This window comes from Streptomyces sp. NPDC046881 (assembly GCF_040645015.1).
Classification (GTDB): Bacteria; Actinomycetota; Actinomycetes; order Streptomycetales; family Streptomycetaceae; genus Streptomyces.
This window is the reverse complement of sequence record NZ_JBEYXJ010000011.1, coordinates 81777-97498: the sequence shown is the minus strand read 5'-3', so window position 1 is coordinate 97498 and position 15722 is coordinate 81777. Positions and strand designations below refer to the sequence as shown.

Here is a 15722-nt window from a genome sequence, read left to right as displayed (position 1 = left end):
CGGCGCGGGCAGGGTGCTGCTTCTTCTGGGACGGGCGCCGCCCCAGCGGCACGACTGCCCGCAGGCTGCGGCGTGCCGACGGGGCGGCCCCGGCCTACTTCAACACGCTCGCTGCCAGGCGGGCGGCGTTTCGGAGGCGGGGGTGGGCCAGGCGGTGGAGCAGGGGGCGGGTGACGTGGGCTGTCACGCCGACCGGGGTCCAGCGGATCTGCAGCCGGCCGGGGTTGCGGGTTTCCGGTTCGATCGTGAGGTCGTGCGGGGCTGCGCCCGAGTGGTAGGGGATGCGGACGGTGCGCGGCGCGAAGTCCAGCGGGGCGAGGAGCACGGCCGAGTTGGAAAGGCCCTGCTGGTCCAGGCGGACCAGGGGGTGCCGTAGGCCGGCGAAGCCGTGGAGCGGGACCTGCGCGGCGGCCAGGTCCAGCCGGACCGTGCCCTCGAAGACGCCGGGGCGGACCGGGTCGAGGCGGAAGGGCACCGTCATGCGGCGTCGGCCGGGCGTCAGGAGCAGCGACGCGCGCTGGGGCCCGACGGGCAGCCGCAGACCGGGGTCGTAGGTGCGGATCGCGAGGAGGAGAGACGCGCCGGGCCCGGGCGTCAGCTCCGTGATCTCGTGGCGGAACTGGGCGGTGGGGAACGGCCGGGTGTCCAGCTCCAGCTCGGAGACGTCGAGTTCGCGGCGGGCACGGTCCGTCGACGGGACGCTGTCGCCCCAGTAGGGAATGCCGTCGGAGCCGGTCGTCACCTGCCGCGGCGCCACCGCGTGGCCCAGTCCGCGCGCCGCCAGCCGCACCTCGGCCAGGCGGCCGTCGCGCAGCAGCTCCAGCACCACCCGCTCGGCGCGGGGCAGCCGGGCGTACGCGTCGGGGGAGAGCGTGTCCAGGTAGGGGGTCATGAGGTCCGCGAAGGACGCCAGCCACTCCTCGTCCCGGTACGGCAGGTCGCCCGCGTACATCCGGAAGTCGTGCTTGAGGAACTTGAAGTCCTTGTCCTCCCGCAGCCCCGCGTGCCCGCTGCTCACCAGGAAGTCGTCGATCAGCCGCTGGACGTGGACCCGGTCGCGGACGTTGGAGATCTTGTGCCGCTGGTTGGAGATGGAGGCGGAGGCCGCCGCGGCGAACGGCTCGATGTACCAGACGTACACCGGGTCCGGGATGATCGTGAACGCCTTCGCCAGGCAGTACGCCTGCGCCGAGAACAGCTGGTCCTCGTAGTGGATGCCCTCGGGGAAGCGGAGCTGGTGGCGGTCGAGGAAGGCACGGGCGTACATCTTGCTGGTCGACAGGTGCTCGAAGAGGAGCCGGGGGTCCTGCTCGATGCCCTCCACCGTGCGGCGTTCGGCGACCAGGTGCGGCATCCACGTGGTGCGGCGGCCGTTGTCCACCCGGACCCGGCGGACCGCGCCCATGGTGAAGTCCACCTCCTGCTCGCGGTGCGCGGCGAGCAGCAGTTCCACCGCGCGCGGCGGGAGTTCGTCGTCGCTGTCGAGGAACATCAGGTACGGCGCCCGGGCGATCTCGATGGCCCGGTTGCGCGGGGCGCTGCACCCGCCGCTGTTCTCCGGCAGGCGGATGTAGCGGATCCGGTGGTCCTGCGCCGCCAGTTCCCGGGCCACCGCGGGCGTGTCGTCCGTCGAGTGGTCGTCGCTGATGACGATCTCGATGTTCGCGTGGGTCTGCGCGCGCAGCGAGGCGACCGCGCGGGGAAGGCGGGCCGCGTCGTTGAAGACGATGACCGTGACCGTGACGTCGGGGGTGGTCATGCGGTGGCCTCCTCGGGCGTCGGGGCGGGGGTGCGGTCCTCCAGGGGGAGCACCGGTGGCAGGGCGTCCTCCGGTTCGCCCAGGAACACCCGGCGTACGACCCGTTCGGCGGCGCGTCCGTCGTCGTACTCGCAGAACCGGCGCCGGAACGCGGCCCGCGCCTTGGCCGCGCCGTCGTCGCGCCAGGCACCGGAGGCGAAGATCTCCGCGAGTTCCTCCTGGGTGCGGGCGACCTGGCCGGGGTGTTCGGCCATCAGGTCGAAGTAGACGCCCCGGGTGGTCCGGTACGTCTCCCAGTCGTCGGCGTAGATCACGATCGGGCGGTCCAGGTTGGCGTAGTCGAACATGATCGACGAGTAGTCCGTGACCAGCGCGTCGGCGGCCAGGCAGAGTTCCTCGACGGGGTCGTAGGAGGAGACGTCGATGATCCGGCCGGAGCGGCGCAGGCCGGTCAGCGGGGAGGCGGCGCCGCCGTAGAAGTAGTGGGCGCGCACCAGCAGGACGGTGTTCTCGCCGAGGCGGTCGGCGAGGGCGGCGAGGTCGAGGCGCGGGGTGAAGCCGGCCTCGTAGTCGCGGTGGGTGGGGGCGTAGAGGACGGCGGTCTTCCCGGGCGCGATGCCGAGGCGGTCGCGGGCGGCGCGGACGTCGGCGGCGGTGGCCCGGTAGAAGACGTCGTTGCGCGGATAGCCGTAGTCCAGGGACGTGTAGCGGGACGGGTAGGCGCGCTCCCACATACGGGTGGAGTGGCTGTTGGCGCTGACGCTGTAGTCCCACTTGTCGATGCGGGCCAGCAGCGCGGCGAAGTCCAGGCCCTTGGCGGCGGCCGGGTGGTCCATCTGGTCCAGGCCCATCCGCTTGAGCGGGGTGCCGTGGTGGGTCTGGAGGTGGATCGCGTCCGGGCGTTTGACCACCGCGTTCGGGAAGTTGACGTTGTTCGTCAGGTACTTGGCGGTGGCCAGGGTCTCCCAGTAGCGGGGGGTGCCGGGGACCACGTGGTCGGTGCCGGGCGGCAGCAGGGCCGCGTTCTCCTTGTTCACCACCCAGACCGGGTGGATGTGCGGGGCGAGTTCGGCGAGTTTCGCGGCGATCGCGGCCGGGTTGCAGGACACCCCGCGGTCCCAGTAGGCGGCGAACACGGCGAGGCTGGGGTTCACCGGGCGGCTCAGCGCGCGCTGGTACTGGTGGTCGCGGATCTTGGCGCCCAGCCGCCGCTTGCGGGTCCGTACGGCCTTGCGGGCGGCGCGGCGGGTGCGGTTGGCCGTCTGGAACGCGCGGTACTTGGTGTAGGCGCCCTCCTCCAGCAGCCCGTGCCGCACGCCCTCCAGGCCCGCCGGGCGCCGGTGGCCCTCGGGGCGCCAGCGGACGGCGGCCAGGGAGGCGCGGCGGAAGAACTCGCGGGCCACCGGCTCGGGCAGGTCCTCGCGGGCGAAGGTGCGGATGAGGTCGCGCACCATCAGGTCGTAGAGCACCGTGCGGGGGGCGCGGCGGTCCCTGGTGAGCGCGAGCAGGGACTCGTAGTGGTCGATGAGCCTCAGCCGGTCCTCGGGGACCCGCGGCGGCAGGCTCTCGGGGCGCAGCACGCGGTGCTCGTACGCCGTCTGGTTCAGGCAGGCGACGCGGCCGGCGAGCAGCAGGGCCGCGTGGGCGGCGCGGGGCTCGTCCTCGGTGTTCAGCTGCTCCTCGTGGGCCTGCCAGAAGGCGGCGCGCAGGGCGCGGTTGCCGAGCAGCGGGGTGAGCCGCAGCAGGTCGGCGGCCTCGTCCAGGGGCAGGCTCGCGCGGCCGACGGCGGCGAGGTGGCGGCCGTCGCGGGAGGGCCGGGCGGCGGTCTGCCAGGTGGTGGTGACGTGGTCGAAGAGGAGGACGTCCACGGGGGTGTCCGGCGCCGGGCTCACGGCGTCCAGTTCGGCGGTCCGCTCGACGATCAGGCGGGGCGCGCCGGCCGGCAGGCCGTCCTCGGTGTGGACGAAGTGCAGCCAGCGGCCGGAGGCGCGGGCGGCGCCGGCCGCCCGGGCCTCCGCGTCACCGGTGCCGTCCGGCAGCGGGACGACGACGGTCTCGGGGGCGTGGGCCTCGGCCGTCTCCCGCGCCCACGCGCCGACCGCGGCGACGATCACCTCGGTGTCGGGGAGGGGGTGGGACTCCAGGGAGCCGAGCAGCTCGGTCAGATGCCCCTGTGCGTTCGGCCCGTAGACGATCACACTCAGCTGGGGCATCGCAGTGGACTCCTTCGGCTTGATGTCTCCGGGCGCAACCCTTCATAACATACTGTCACTAAGCGGATGAAAGGGATGACTGCGCTCGGCGTAAGAGAGGGCTCAGGAAGGAAGAGGCACTTTGGGCGCGTCCGGTTGCGATGTGCCCGTTTTCGTGCCGGACGCTTTCGCCTCCTTCACTTCCCCTTTCGGGTCGGCTGCCTTCGGCTCCGGTTTCTTCTGCTCCGGTGTCTTCGCCGCAGGCCTCGCGGGGGCCGGCTTCTTGTCGCCGGTGAAGGCCTCGTACTCCTTCATGACCTCTTCGGTCGGACCGTCCATGCGCAGTTCGCCGCGCTCCAGCCACAGCACCCGCTCGCAGGTGTCGCGGATCGACTTGTTGTTGTGGCTGACCAGGAAGACCGTGCCCGCCTGCTGCCGCAGCTCGCGGATGCGCGCTTCGGAGCGCTTCTGGAAGGAGCGGTCGCCGGTGGCCAGCGCCTCGTCGATCAGCAGGACGTCGTGGTCCTTGGCGGCGGCGATGGAGAAGCGGAGCCGGGCGGCCATGCCGGAGGAGTACGTGCGCATCGGCAGGGTGATGAAGTCGCCCTTCTCGTTGATCCCGGAGAAGTCGACGATGTCCTGGTAGCGCTCCTTGATCTGCTCCCGGGACATGCCCATGGCGAGACCGCCGAGGTAGATGTTCCGCTCGCCCGTGAGGTCGTTCATCAGCGCCGCGTTGACGCCCAGCAGGGAGGGCTGGCCGTCGGTGTAGATGTGCCCGCTCTCCACCGGGAGCAGGCCCGCGACCGCCTTGAGCAGGGTGGACTTGCCGGAGCCGTTGGTGCCGATGAGACCGATCGCCTCGCCCCGGTAGGCGACGAACGACACCTTCTTCACCGCGTGCACCCGGCGTACGCCGGCCGCCTTCTCGGTCTGCTTGCGGCGCAGGATGCGGTTGAGGGCGGCGGTGGCGGAGCCGCGGCCGGCGCCGGTGCCGTTGACCCGGTAGACGATGTCGACGTCGTCCGCGACGACGGTGGGGATCTTCTCGCTGTGCTCAGCCACGGCCGTACGTCTCCTCAGCCTTCCAGAAGTAGATGAAGCCGCCGATGCCGGCGAGCAGGGCCCAGCCGGTGGCCGCCGCCCAGACGTGCGGGGGCAGGGACGTGGCGTGGAAGCTGTCGATCAGCGCGAACCGCATGAGGTCGATGTAGACCGCGGCCGGGTTGAGCTCCAGCAGGACGGTGACGATGTGCGGCAGGTCGTCCTTCCGGGCCAGTTTGTCGATGCTCCACATCACGCCGGACACGTACATCCACGTGCGCAGCACGAACGGCATCAGCTGCGCGATGTCCGGGGTCTTGGCGCCCATCCGGGCCACGATCATCGACACCCCGGCGTTGAACGTGAACTGCAGCACGAGCACCGGGAGCGCCAGCACCCAGGAGGCGGCGACCGGCACGCCGAAGCAGAGCAGGATGACGACCAGGGCGGCCATCGAGAACAGCAGCTGCTGGAGCTGCTGGAGGGCGAAGGAGATCGGCAGGGCGGCGCGCGGGAAGTGCAGGGCGCGGACCAGGCCGAGGTTGCCGGAGATCGCGCGGGTGCCCGCCATGATCGAGCTCTGGGTGAACGTCCAGATGAACACGCCCGTGACCAGGAACGGGACGTAGTCCGGGACGTTGTGCTTGGTGCCGAGCAGCACGCCGAAGATGAAGTAGTACACCGCCGCGTTCAGCAGCGGGGTCATGACCTGCCAGACCTGGCCGAGCTTCGCCTGGCTGTACTGCGCGGTGAGCTTGGCGGTGGCGAAGGCGCTGATGAAGTGGCGGCGGGCCCACAGCTGGCGGACGTACTCCGGCAGGGAGGGGCGCGCGCCGCTGACCGACAGGCCGTGCCGGGCCGCCAGCGCCGCGAGGTCGTCGTCGGCCGGGGCCTGGGTCGGGGGCGGTGTGTGGAGGACCTGACTCACATCCGCTGCTTTCGCTCGGGGGAGGGGGTGCTGCGTCCGACTTTCGCCGGGATCGCCGCGTTCGCTCCCGTCGTCCGGCGTTTCCTTACGCTTCTCTTCACGTTCTCTTACGTCGGGACGGGACCGTATCGTCGTAACGGGAGCGTAGGGCCAATCGACGTCGGAACGCAACCGTTTCGTCGTGACGCCCCTATGCTGTGCGGTATGACGACGAACGCCGCCGGGTCCGCCGACGAGCCGCCGGTGCGTGCGCGCCGCCGGGCGCCCGCCGGGGCGGCCGTGCTCCGGGAGGACGTGACCGAGGCCATCCGGGCGGCCGTCTTCGAGGAGCTCGCGGCCGTCGGCTACGCGCGCATGTCCATCGAGGGGATCGCCCGGCGGGCCGGTGTCGGCAAGACGGCGGTGTACCGGCGGTGGCGTTCGAAGCTGCACCTGGTGCTGGACGTGGTGTCGGCGCTGGCGGTGACCGGGTTCCCGGTGCCGGACACCGGGTCTCTGGAGGGTGACCTGCGGCTGCTGTACGAGGTCACCTCCCGCGCGCTGCGGCATCCGGTGGCGTCGCAGATCATTCCCGACCTCCAGGCCGAGGCGGCCCGCAATCCCGACCTCGCGGAGGCCTTCCAGAAGGCGCTGCGGGACGGCCAGGAGGGCGTGGCCAGCCGGATCGTGGCGGCCGCGGAGACGCGGGGGGAGCTGCCGGCGGGGCTCGATCCCGAGCTGGCCCTGGACCTGATCTCCGGACCGCTGTACTGGCGCGCGGTGGTGATCCGCTCACCCAGGCTGCCCAAGGACTACCTGGAGAAGCTGGCCCGGGCCACGGCGGGGGCGCTCAAGGCGCTGTGACGGGACCCGCCGAGCCCCTCTGCTACGACCGCGCCGCCTCCGGACGGACCCGGACCCAGCCCTCCCACGCCGACGTGATCATGTCCTGGACGTCGTACTTGGCCTGCCAGCCGAGTTCCGTGGCGATGCGGGTGGCCGAGGCGACCACGCGGGCGGGGTCGCCGGGGCGGCGCGGGGTGACCGTCGGGGGGCGGTTGTAGCCGGTGACCGCGTTGACGCGGTCGATCATCTCGCGGACGGACACGCCCTCACCTCGGCCGATGTTGAGGGTCAGGTCGGTGCCGGGCGCGGAGCGCAGCGCGCGGGCGACGGTCACATGGGCCTCGGCCAGGTCGACCACGTGGATGTAGTCACGGACGCACGTGCCGTCGGGCGTCGGGTAGTCGTCGCCGAAGATCCGCGGCGCCGCGCCCTCGGTGAGCCGCTCGAACACCATCGGGATCAGGTTGGACACCCCGGTGTCGGCCAGCTCGGGGCCGGCCGCGCCCGCCACGTTGAAGTAGCGCAGCGCCGCCGTGGCCATGCCGGTCGCCCGGCCCGTGGCCCGCACGAGCCACTCGCCGGCCAGTTTCGTCTCGCCGTACGGGGACAGCGGCCGGCAGGGGGTTTCCTCGGTCACCAGGTCGACGTCGGGCATGCCGTAGACGGCCGCGGAGGAGGAGAACAGGAAGGACGGGATCTGCGCCGCCGTCACCGCCTCCAGCAGCACGCGCAGGCCCTCGACGTTCTCCCGGTAGTAGTGCAGCGGGCGCTCCACCGACTCGCCCACCTGCTTCTTCGCCGCCAGGTGGACCACCCCGGTGATCTCGTGCTCGGCGAGGGCGCGGGCCAGCCGGTCCGCGTCCAGGACCGAGCCGCGCACCAGCGGGACCTCGGCCGGCACGCGCGCGGCGACCCCCGTGGACAGGTCGTCGTAGACGACCGCGCGCTCGCCCGCCTCGGTCATCGCCCGTACGACGTGCGCCCCGATGTATCCGGCGCCGCCGGTGATCAGCCAGGTCATTGCGGCCATCCCCTCGTCAGCTCGTCGGTCGGCCCGTGTTCAGTGAAACAGGCGGCGGAGCCGGCCGCGGACCACCCGCAGCACTCCGCCGAGTCCGGTCGCGACCCGGAGGGCGAGTGCGCCGGAGTGCGTGGCGTACGGCTGGACCAGGAGCACGCCGTGCACGGCGCTCGGGACGGCGCGCCGGCGCAGCCGGCCGGCGCCCGTGAGGGCGTGCGCCGTCATCTCCCGCTGCGTGCCGTCCGCGAAGCGCAGGGCCAGGCGCAGGTCCCAGGTGCCCGAGCCGATTCGCGCCAGGTCGACGGGGACCTCGGCCGACCAGGTGTCCGTGCCGGAGGGCGTGAGCGCCACCGTCGTGCGTCCGCGCGTGCGGTCGTCCTCGCGTGCCTGCCACTCCAGCTCCACCTCGCGCGGGTCCGCCTCGGCCACCCTGCCGTACAGCTCGTGCAGCCGCAGGCGCAGCAGCGAGACCCGCGCGCGGGGGTGCAGTTCCGCGTCCACGGCGAGCGGCAGCCCGGCGACGGGCCGGGTCAGGAAGGGGGCCAGAGAGACCTGGGGGAGGTCGGCGGACCACATCGGGGTCCCGTCGGGGGTGCGGGCGTACGGCGGGAGCAGGCGCGCCGGGCGGGCGGCGAGCTCCCGCAGCCGGGGCAGGTCGCGCGGCTCGGGCGACTCCAGCAGGACCCGGCCGATCAGGCGGCCGGGGGCGGACGGGTTCAGCTCCCAGTCGGCCGCGTCGTAGCGCGCGAGGTACTCCCGGGTGTGCTCCCACCACGCGCGCCGGTACTCCGCGTCGCGCAACCCCAGCTCGCGCACGTACATGCGCACCTCGTGGTCGAGGAACTTGGCCCGCGCCGCCCGCGCCAGGTCCTTCTGCCCGGCGCTCAGCAGGATGTCGTACGCCAGCGCGGACGCCTCCAGACGCGCGGTCCAGTTCTCTATGCGCCCCCGGTCCAGCGAGAGCGACAGCCGCTCGGCCGACCGGCGGACCTGCCACACGTACACCCGGTCCGGTACGAGCGCCATGCGCGGGCTCGCGGCCAGCACCCGGGCGACGAAGACGAAGTCCTCGTAGAGGAAGCGGCCCTCGGGGAAGCGGATGCCGTGGGTGCGCAGGAAGTCGGTGCGGTACAGCTTGTTGACGCACAGCGTGTCGTGCACCAGGCGGGGGCGCTGGGCGGGGCGCGCGAGGACGGCGGGCGCCGTGTAGAGGGGCTCCTGCCAGGGCTGGTCGCGCCCCGAGGGCAGCTCCCGGCGCACGCACAGTCCGCTCGCCACCTCGGCGCGCGCCTCCGTGGCCGCCGTCAGCAGCGCGTCCACCGCGCCGGGCGGCAGCACGTCGTCGCTGTCCAGGAACATCACGTACGGCGCGGTCGCCGCGTCGACGCCGGCGTTGCGCGGACTGCCGCAGCCGCCGCTGTTCACCGGGCGGCGCACCACGCGCAGCCGCGGTTCCCCGGCCGCCAGCCGGGCGAGCAGTTCGTCGCTGCCGTCGGTGGAGCAGTCGTCGACGGCGATCACCTCGGCGACCGCGGGGCCCTGCGCGAGTGCCGAGCGCACGGCCTCACCCACATGGGCGCGGTCGTTGTAGCCGATCACGACGACGGCGACCTGGGGCGCCGGCGTCGACGATGATGCCGGTCCTGGCGCCGGGGCCGGCGCCGGGTGCGGGTGTCGCGGTTCTGGATGCATGGGGTCCACGGGCCGGGAGCGTACGAATATTCGGTAATACCCCGTTAAGAGAGGCTTAGTGCTCGCTCCGGAAGACGGTCGGAACCGGGTCGGGGTTGCGTCTGCGGCTGGTTCTTTCCGGCCGGCGGCCGCGCGGCCCGCCACAGCCGCACGAAAGAGACCACCGCGGCGGCCGTCAGCACCCCGTTGCGGGCCAGCATCAGCAGGCACCCGGTCCAGGTGCCGTCGACCACCTCACCGTAGAACATCGGGTACACCAGGGTGCTGAGCGCGGACGCCCCCAGGACCAGCATGGCCACCGGCCGCTGGCTGGTGTGCCGCGAGGTCAGGCACACGGCGGCCAGGCCGATCAGCCAGATCATGTACTGCGGGCTGATGACCCGGCTGGTGACCGTGAACAGCAGCACCGCGGTCAGCGCCGCGTCGAACGGCGTGGCCCCGGTCCAGTGCCGCGCCCGCACCCGCCACAGCACCAGCAGCCCGAAGGAGACCGCCGTCAGCGCGAGGGAGGCGGTGGCGACGGCCTGCACGTGCGGGCCGACGACCTCGATCGCCCCGTACCGGTAGCGGGCCCGGCCCGGCCAGCCGGCGAGCCGGGCCAGGTTGAGCGCCGTACCGCCGAGCGACTCGATCTGCACGCCCCGGCCGCCCTGCTCCCGCAGGAACGACAGCGGGTGGGTGAAGCGGGCCGCGAGCAGGGCGAGGCACGCGAGACCGGACCCGGCCGCCCACGCCCACGCCGTGCGCGTCGGCCGGCCCCGGGGCGTGCCCAGCAGCACCAGCGCCGGCCACCCCTTCGCCAGCGCGCCCAGCGCCCCGAGGACACCGCCCGCGCGCGGGGAGCGCGCCGAGGCCAGCAGGGAGAGCATGGCCAAGGCGGTGACCTGGACGTCGTACCGGGCGAGCGGCAGGTGCAGCAGCAGCGGCAGGCCGCCGGTCCACAGGGCGGCGCCGAGCAGGCTGCGTCCGGGCCGGGTGCCCGCGCGGAGCAGCGCCGCCAGCGCCAGCGCGTCCACGGCCAGCGTGACCACCACGAACGCCTCGAAGTACGTCAGGCCCGGCAGCAGGCCGGGCGCCAGCAGCACCGCGCCGGCGCCCGGCGGGTACTGCCACAGCGTGTCGTGCACCGGGAAGGAGCCGTGCGTGAGGACGCCGTACCAGTGGAAGTACAGCCGCCACACCTCGCGGCCCACCGAGCCGCCGCCGAGCAGCCGGGCGCCGCCCTGGACGAGCAGCCACAGCATCAGGGCGCGGGTGGTGAGCCAGACGGCGGTGAGGGTGAGGACCGGGCCGGGGGTGACGCGGAGACGGTTCATCACATGGGAGCCTAAGCGGTGCGGATGGTGTATTCATGCTGATACGCCGTCAAGAACCGCAAATATTGGCTAATCGTAAGAGATCGGGCCATGGTGAACGTCGGGCTTCCTGCGAAACCCCAGTCGCCTCGGGCGGCTGTGACCCCCGGTGTGCCGACGGGTGCAACGAGCCACCCACCGTACCGGGTACCGGTGTCCCGGACCCGGCTGCACCGGGCCGCCGTCGTGGGCCTGCCCGCGCTGGTGATGTCCGGGCTCGGCCTCTGGGGACTCGACCGGGGCGGCATGTGGCGCGACGAGGCGGTCAGTCACCAGGTCGGGCGCCGTACCGTGCCGCAGATCTGGCGGCTGCTGCACGACGTGGACGCGGTGCACGGCCTGTACTACCTGCTGGTGCACGCCGTCCTCGCCGTCCACCCCGGCGAGGTCGCCCTGCGGTTGCCGTCGCTGTGCGCGGCGGCCGGCACGGCGGGCCTGGTGGCCGCCCTCGGCATGCGGCTGGCCGGACCGCGGGCCGGGCTGTGGGCCGGACTGCTGTACGCCGTCACGCCGATGGCCGGCCACTTCGCCCAGGAGGGCCGCTCCTACGCGCTCGTCGCGGCCGGTGCCACCGGCGCGACGCTGCTGTTCGTCCGGGCCGTGCGGGGCGGCTCCTGGTGGCCCTACGGCGCCGTCCTCGGACTCACCTGCTGGCTGCACGAGTTCGCGGTGCTGCTGCTCCTCGCCCACGCGGTGTCGCTGGCGCTGGCCCGGGCCGCGCGGCGGGTGTGGCGGGGCTGGGGGTGTACGGCGGCGGCGGTGGTGCTCGCGCTGCTGCCGATGGTGGCGGTGTCCCAGCGGCAGGCGGCGCAGCTGGCGTGGCTGCGCGCGCCTACGGCCGGGACTGCGGAAAGGTTGCTGCGGGAGTTCCTGGGGCCGACGGACGAGGTGTTCTGGGTGTGCTTCGGGCTGGGGGTCCTCGGACTGGCGGGGTTGGTGGGCCGGCGGGGAGAACTGACCTGCGCGGGGGTGGCGTTGCCGGTGGTCGTGGTGCCGCCGGTGGTGCTGATGCTGGCGTCGCAGTGGTCACCGCTGTACGTCGACCGGTACGTGCTCTACGCCCTGTCGGGGGCGCCGCTGCTGGTGGCCTGCGGGGCCGAGCGGGTGGCGGGGGCCGTCGGGCGCCTGCGCGCCGGTGTCCGCCCTGTGCCCGCCCGCCCGGGCAGGAGCGCCCCCGTACCGGGGTCCCCCTGCGCGACCCTCACCGGCGTACTCGCCCTGGCCCTCTCCCTCCTCCACCAGCTCCCCCTGCTCCAGAAGGACCGGGAGCCCGGTCACCGGCCGGACGACCTGGGCGCGATCTCCCGGGCGGCCGGGCGGAACGTACCCCCCGGCGCCCCCGTGCTGTTCCTCCCCGGGCCGATGCGGAACGTGGCGCTCACGTATCCGGGGGCCTTCCGTGGGACGCGGGACGTGGCGCTGGTGGCGGGGGCCGCCGAGTCCGGGACGTTGTACGGGCGGGAGGCCGGGCCGGCGGAGGTGCGCCGGAGGCTGGCGCGACTGGACCGGGTGTGGGTCGTCGCGGACGGGCGGCTGCTCGCCGGCCGGCGGGCGCCGCGCAACCCCGTCGAGCGGGCGAAGGCCACCGTGCTCGGGCAGCAGTTCGTGGCCCGCCGGGAAGCCGTGCGGGGCGTGGTCACCGTACGGCTCTACGTCCGACCGCTCAGCGGGCTGCCCGCGCCTCCGCCTCCGCCGCCGCGTCCAGAGCGGTGGTGAGCTGGTCGAGGCGGGCGCGCAGGTCGACGATCTCGGCCAGGTCGAAGCCGGTCGCCGACATGATCCGGCGGGGCACCTCCAGGGCCCGCTCGCGCAGTGCCGCGCCCTCCCCGGTGAGCTGGACCAGGACCGAGCGCTCGTCCTCGGCGCTGCGTTCGCGCCGCACCAGACCGGCCGCCTCCAGCCGCTTGACCAGCGGGGACAGCGTGCCCGAGTCGAGCCGCAGCTGTTCGCCGAGCTTCTTGACCGGCAGTTCGCCCTGTTCCCACAGCACCAGCATCACCAGGTACTGCGGGTAGGTGAGCCCGAGTTCCTTCAGGATCACGCGGTAGACGCCGTTGAAGGCGCGGGACGCGGCGTGCAGGGAGAAGCAGATCTGCCGGTCCAGGCGCAGCCAGTCCATGTCGTTCATGGCTCCAGGATAGCTCTTGCGAACCATTTTGTTGTGCACAACTTAATTGTGTGCTCTACTTGTGGTCGCAACGAACCGCCACACCCCAGAGGGATGGTCTCCATGGACGCGCTCTACACCGCTGTCGCCACCGCCACCCACGGCCGCGAGGGCCGTGCCGTCTCCTCCGACGGCAAGATCGACCTGGCCCTCGCCATGCCGGTGGAGCTGGGCGGCAACGGCCAGGGCACCAACCCGGAGCAGCTCTTCGCCGCCGGGTACGCCGCCTGCTTCGGCAGCGCCCTCGGCCTCGTCGGCCGCCAGGCCAAGGTCGACGTCAGCGACGCCGCCGTGACCGCCGAGGTCGGCATAGGCAAGCAGGGCGAGGGCTTCGGTCTGAAGGTCACTCTGCGCATCGAGCTGCCCGAGACCGTGGACGAGGCGACCGGCCGCAAGCTGATCGAGACCGCCCACCAGGTCTGCCCGTACTCCAACGCCACCCGCGGCAACATCGAGGTCGACCTGATCGTCGAGTGACGCCGAGCGCGTCCGAGGGGGCCGGTCCCGGTCGGGGCCGGCCCCCTCGCGCACCGGTCACGCAGAGGTGAGCGCGTCCGGGGCCGCCGCCTGGCCCGGGATCCGCACCGGCTGCGGCCCGGGCGCCGGCTCGCCCAGCAGCAGCGTCCGGACCACCCGTTCGGCGGCCCGCCCGTCGTCGTACGCGCAGAACCGGGCCCGGAAGTCCGCGCGCAGCCGCGCCGACTCCTCGTCCCGCCAGGAGCCCGAGGCGAACAGCCAGGCCAGCTCGCGGTACGAGGTGGAGACGTGGCCGGGCGGCTCGGCGGTGATGTCGAAATAGGTGCCCCGGCTCGCCCGGAACGCGGGCCAGTCGTCGGCGTGCACCACGATCGGCCGGTCCAGGACGGCGTAGTCGAACATCACGGACGAGTAGTCGGTGACCAGCACGTCCGCCGCGAGCAGCACGTCCGCCGTCCGCGGCTCGTCGGTCGCGTCCACCACGATCCGGCGCCGGGCCAGCTCCGCCAGGCCCATGCCCCGCGCGGGGCCGGCCGCCAGCGACGGGTGCAGCCGGACCACGAGCGTGTGCCCCTCGCCGAGGTCGGCCGCGAACCGGGCCAGGTCGATCCGGTCCACGTGCCCGCCCCGGCGGTAGTCCCGGCGGGTCGGCGCGTACAGCACGACCGTGTGGTCCGCCGGGATGCCGTGCCGCTCCCGGAAGTCACCGGCCCCGCCGTTCACCAGCACGTCGTTGCGCGGGCTGCCGGTGCGCACCGACGTGAAGTGGCAGGGGTAGGCCCGCTCCCACACCAGCTCGGAGTGGTGGTTGGCGACCAGGCTGTAGTCCCAGCGGTCGGCCCGGCGCAGCATCTGCGGCACGTCGAAGCCGAGCCGGGCGCCCGGCTTGTCGAGCAGGTCGGCCCCCATGTACTTCAGCGGGGTGCCCTGGTGGGTGTGGATGTGCACACTGCCGGGGCGCTTGACCAGGGAGCCGGGCCAGTTGACGTCGTTGACGAAGAACTTCGCGCGCGCGGTCACCTCCAGGTACCGCCGCGAGCCGACGATCACGTGCTCCGTGCCGGGCGGCAGCTGCGCGGCCGTCTCCGCGTCCCGCACCACCCACACCCCGCGCAGCTGCGGGGCGATCTCCCGGGCCGCCGCGTGGACGGCCGCCGGGTCGCCGAGCAGGCCCCGGTGCGAGGACGCCGAGTAGACCACGAGGTGCTCGTCCAGCGGACGGTGCGCGTGCAGGGCCGCCCAGCCGGCGCGGGCCCGGCCGCCGGCCGCGTGGCGCACCCGTTCCGCCCGCCGGGCCGCCTCTCGCCCGGCCCGCGCCGCCTGCTGCTTCAGCCGGTACCCGGCCCAGGACCCCTCCAGCACGGCGACCTCGCCGTCCACCGGGGCGCCCGCGGGCCGGTGCCGGCGGAACATCTCCGCCGTACGCCGGAAGAACTCGGCCTTGTCCGCGGGCGGCAGCCGGTCCGGCTTGGCGAGGATGTCCAGGCAGTGCTCGCCCATCTTGCGGTGCAGGTACGGCCGCCAGCGCGCCAGCTCCGGCCGCCCGGCCACGAACGCGAAGACCCGCTCGTACTGGTCGTGGATGTCGAAGTGCTTGCGGCTGGTGGTGGACAGGATGTTGCCCTGCCGGCGCTGCCGGTAGTTCAGGCAGATCCGGTCCAGGGCGGCGATCCGGCGGGCGCTCAGCATCACCGGGAACGTCCAGGGCGTGTCCTCGTAGTAGCCCGGCGGGAACTCGAAGCCGTTCTCCGCGACGAACTCCCGCCGGTACACCTTGTTCCAGACCACCATCAGCAGGTCCAGGATCTGCGGGTACTCCGAGACGGCGAAGGTGGCGGGGGCCTCCGCCAGGACGGGCGCGAGGACGTTGCGCCGGGTGCCGCCCCACCAGTAGGTGCGCGCGTAGTCGAAGACGAGCACGTCCGGGTCGTCGGCCTCGGCGAGCCGGTCGGCGACGGCCCGCAGCGCGCCCGGGGTGAGGGTGTCGTCGCTGTCCAGGAAGAACAGGTAGTCGCCGGTGGCGTGCGGGAGACCCGCGTTGCGGGCCCGGCCGAGGCCGACGTTCTCCGGCAGGTGCAGCACCTTCACGCGCGGGTCGCGTGCGGCGTACTCGTCGAGGATCGCGCCGCAGCCGTCCGGGGAGCGGTCGTCCACGGCGATCAGCTCGAAGTCGCCGAAGGACTGCCCGAGCACCGAGTCCAGGCACTCGCGCAGAAAGCCCTGCACCTTGAAACAGGGCACGATCAGACTGAAGCGGGGCAC

Annotated in this window: 12 protein-coding genes; 3 read left to right on the top strand and 9 right to left on the bottom strand. The window is 73.2% G+C overall.

The genetic code is table 11. From position 1 onward, the window contains the following. Positions 1 to 94: 94 nt before the first annotated feature. The 4 genes from ABZ923_RS08535 to ABZ923_RS08520 all read right to left on the bottom strand — a co-directional run bounded on the left by ABZ923_RS08535 (position 95) and on the right by ABZ923_RS08520 (position 5923). Positions 95 to 1759 carry a glycosyltransferase family 2 protein gene (locus ABZ923_RS08535; protein ID WP_361468459.1) on the bottom strand — a complete coding sequence of 555 codons (1665 nt, stop codon included), beginning with the start codon at positions 1757 to 1759 and terminating at the stop codon, positions 95 to 97. Then, a complete protein-coding gene (locus tag ABZ923_RS08530; RefSeq protein ID WP_361468456.1) occupies positions 1756 to 3972 on the bottom strand; it encodes a CDP-glycerol glycerophosphotransferase family protein in 2217 nt (738 codons plus the stop codon). Before ABZ923_RS08530 ends, ABZ923_RS08535 begins: the two co-directional genes overlap by 4 nt. 102 nt (positions 3973 to 4074) lie before the next feature. Then, positions 4075 to 5016 carry an ABC transporter ATP-binding protein gene (locus ABZ923_RS08525; RefSeq protein WP_361468454.1) on the bottom strand — a complete coding sequence of 314 codons (942 nt, stop codon included), beginning with the start codon at positions 5014 to 5016 and terminating at the stop codon, positions 4075 to 4077. Then, positions 5009 to 5923, bottom strand: a complete 915-nt coding sequence (locus tag ABZ923_RS08520) for an ABC transporter permease (RefSeq protein WP_361468452.1) — start codon at positions 5921 to 5923, stop codon at positions 5009 to 5011. The genes ABZ923_RS08525 and ABZ923_RS08520 overlap by 8 nt, the downstream gene beginning before the upstream one ends. Before the next feature lie 204 nt (positions 5924 to 6127). Between ABZ923_RS08520 and ABZ923_RS08515 the strand changes: the two genes are divergently transcribed. Then, positions 6128 to 6766, top strand: a complete 639-nt coding sequence (locus tag ABZ923_RS08515) for a TetR/AcrR family transcriptional regulator (RefSeq protein ID WP_361468450.1) — start codon at positions 6128 to 6130, stop codon at positions 6764 to 6766. A gap of 22 nt (positions 6767 to 6788) precedes the next feature. On the opposite strand, the gene galE is transcribed toward ABZ923_RS08515, so the two are convergent. From galE to ABZ923_RS08500, 3 genes are read right to left on the bottom strand one after another with little or no spacing between them, the layout of a single operon-like run. Further along, complete coding sequence (gene galE / locus ABZ923_RS08510; RefSeq protein ID WP_361468447.1) at positions 6789 to 7769, bottom strand: UDP-glucose 4-epimerase GalE; 981 nt, start codon at positions 7767 to 7769, stop codon at positions 6789 to 6791. A gap of 39 nt (positions 7770 to 7808) precedes the next feature. Beyond that, the gene (locus ABZ923_RS08505; protein WP_361468444.1) at positions 7809 to 9461 is read right to left on the bottom strand and encodes a glycosyltransferase family 2 protein; all 1653 of its coding nucleotides are present in this window, start codon (positions 9459 to 9461) and stop codon (positions 7809 to 7811) included. A 44-nt stretch (positions 9462 to 9505) separates the two neighbouring features. Next, complete coding sequence (locus ABZ923_RS08500) at positions 9506 to 10777, bottom strand: glycosyltransferase 87 family protein (protein WP_361468442.1); 1272 nt, start codon at positions 10775 to 10777, stop codon at positions 9506 to 9508. Between the two features lie 192 nt (positions 10778 to 10969). Between ABZ923_RS08500 and ABZ923_RS08495 the strand changes: the two genes are divergently transcribed. Next, a complete protein-coding gene (locus ABZ923_RS08495) occupies positions 10970 to 12532 on the top strand; it encodes a glycosyltransferase family 39 protein (protein WP_361468439.1) in 1563 nt (520 codons plus the stop codon). Here the strand turns inward: ABZ923_RS08495 and ABZ923_RS08490 are convergent. Further along, on the bottom strand, positions 12480 to 12971 hold the full coding sequence (locus ABZ923_RS08490; protein ID WP_361468522.1) for a MarR family transcriptional regulator: 492 nt from the start codon (positions 12969 to 12971) through the stop codon (positions 12480 to 12482). The genes ABZ923_RS08495 and ABZ923_RS08490 overlap by 53 nt on opposite strands. Positions 12972 to 13046: 75 nt before the next feature. Here ABZ923_RS08490 and ABZ923_RS08485 point away from each other — a divergent pair, with 75 nt between their 5' ends. Then, entirely contained in the window at positions 13047 to 13460 is a 414-nt protein-coding gene (locus tag ABZ923_RS08485) for an organic hydroperoxide resistance protein (protein WP_361468436.1), read from the top strand. Positions 13461 to 13517: 57 nt separating this feature from the next. On the opposite strand, the gene ABZ923_RS08480 is transcribed toward ABZ923_RS08485, so the two are convergent. Continuing rightward, positions 13518 to 15722 (bottom strand): CDP-glycerol glycerophosphotransferase family protein, encoded by a 2205-nt coding sequence (locus ABZ923_RS08480; RefSeq protein WP_361468434.1) that lies wholly within the window; start codon positions 15720 to 15722, stop codon positions 13518 to 13520.

Bases quoted from the DNA above. Each gene is read 5' to 3' on its own strand.
- ABZ923_RS08515 (WP_361468450.1), top strand. From the start codon at position 6,128: ATGACGACGAACGCCGCCGGGTCCGCCGACGAGCCGCCGGTGCGTGCG.
- ABZ923_RS08535 (WP_361468459.1), bottom strand. From the start codon at position 1,759: ATGACCACCCCCGACGTCACGGTCACGGTCATCGTCTTCAACGACGCG.
- galE (WP_361468447.1), bottom strand. From the start codon at position 7,769: ATGACCTGGCTGATCACCGGCGGCGCCGGATACATCGGGGCGCACGTC.
- ABZ923_RS08490 (WP_361468522.1), bottom strand. From the start codon at position 12,971: ATGGTTCGCAAGAGCTATCCTGGAGCCATGAACGACATGGACTGGCTG.
- ABZ923_RS08485 (WP_361468436.1), top strand. From the start codon at position 13,047: ATGGACGCGCTCTACACCGCTGTCGCCACCGCCACCCACGGCCGCGAG.
- ABZ923_RS08530 (WP_361468456.1), bottom strand. From the start codon at position 3,972: ATGCCCCAGCTGAGTGTGATCGTCTACGGGCCGAACGCACAGGGGCAT.
- ABZ923_RS08500 (WP_361468442.1), bottom strand. From the start codon at position 10,777: ATGAACCGTCTCCGCGTCACCCCCGGCCCGGTCCTCACCCTCACCGCC.
- ABZ923_RS08505 (WP_361468444.1), bottom strand. From the start codon at position 9,461: ATGCATCCAGAACCGCGACACCCGCACCCGGCGCCGGCCCCGGCGCCA.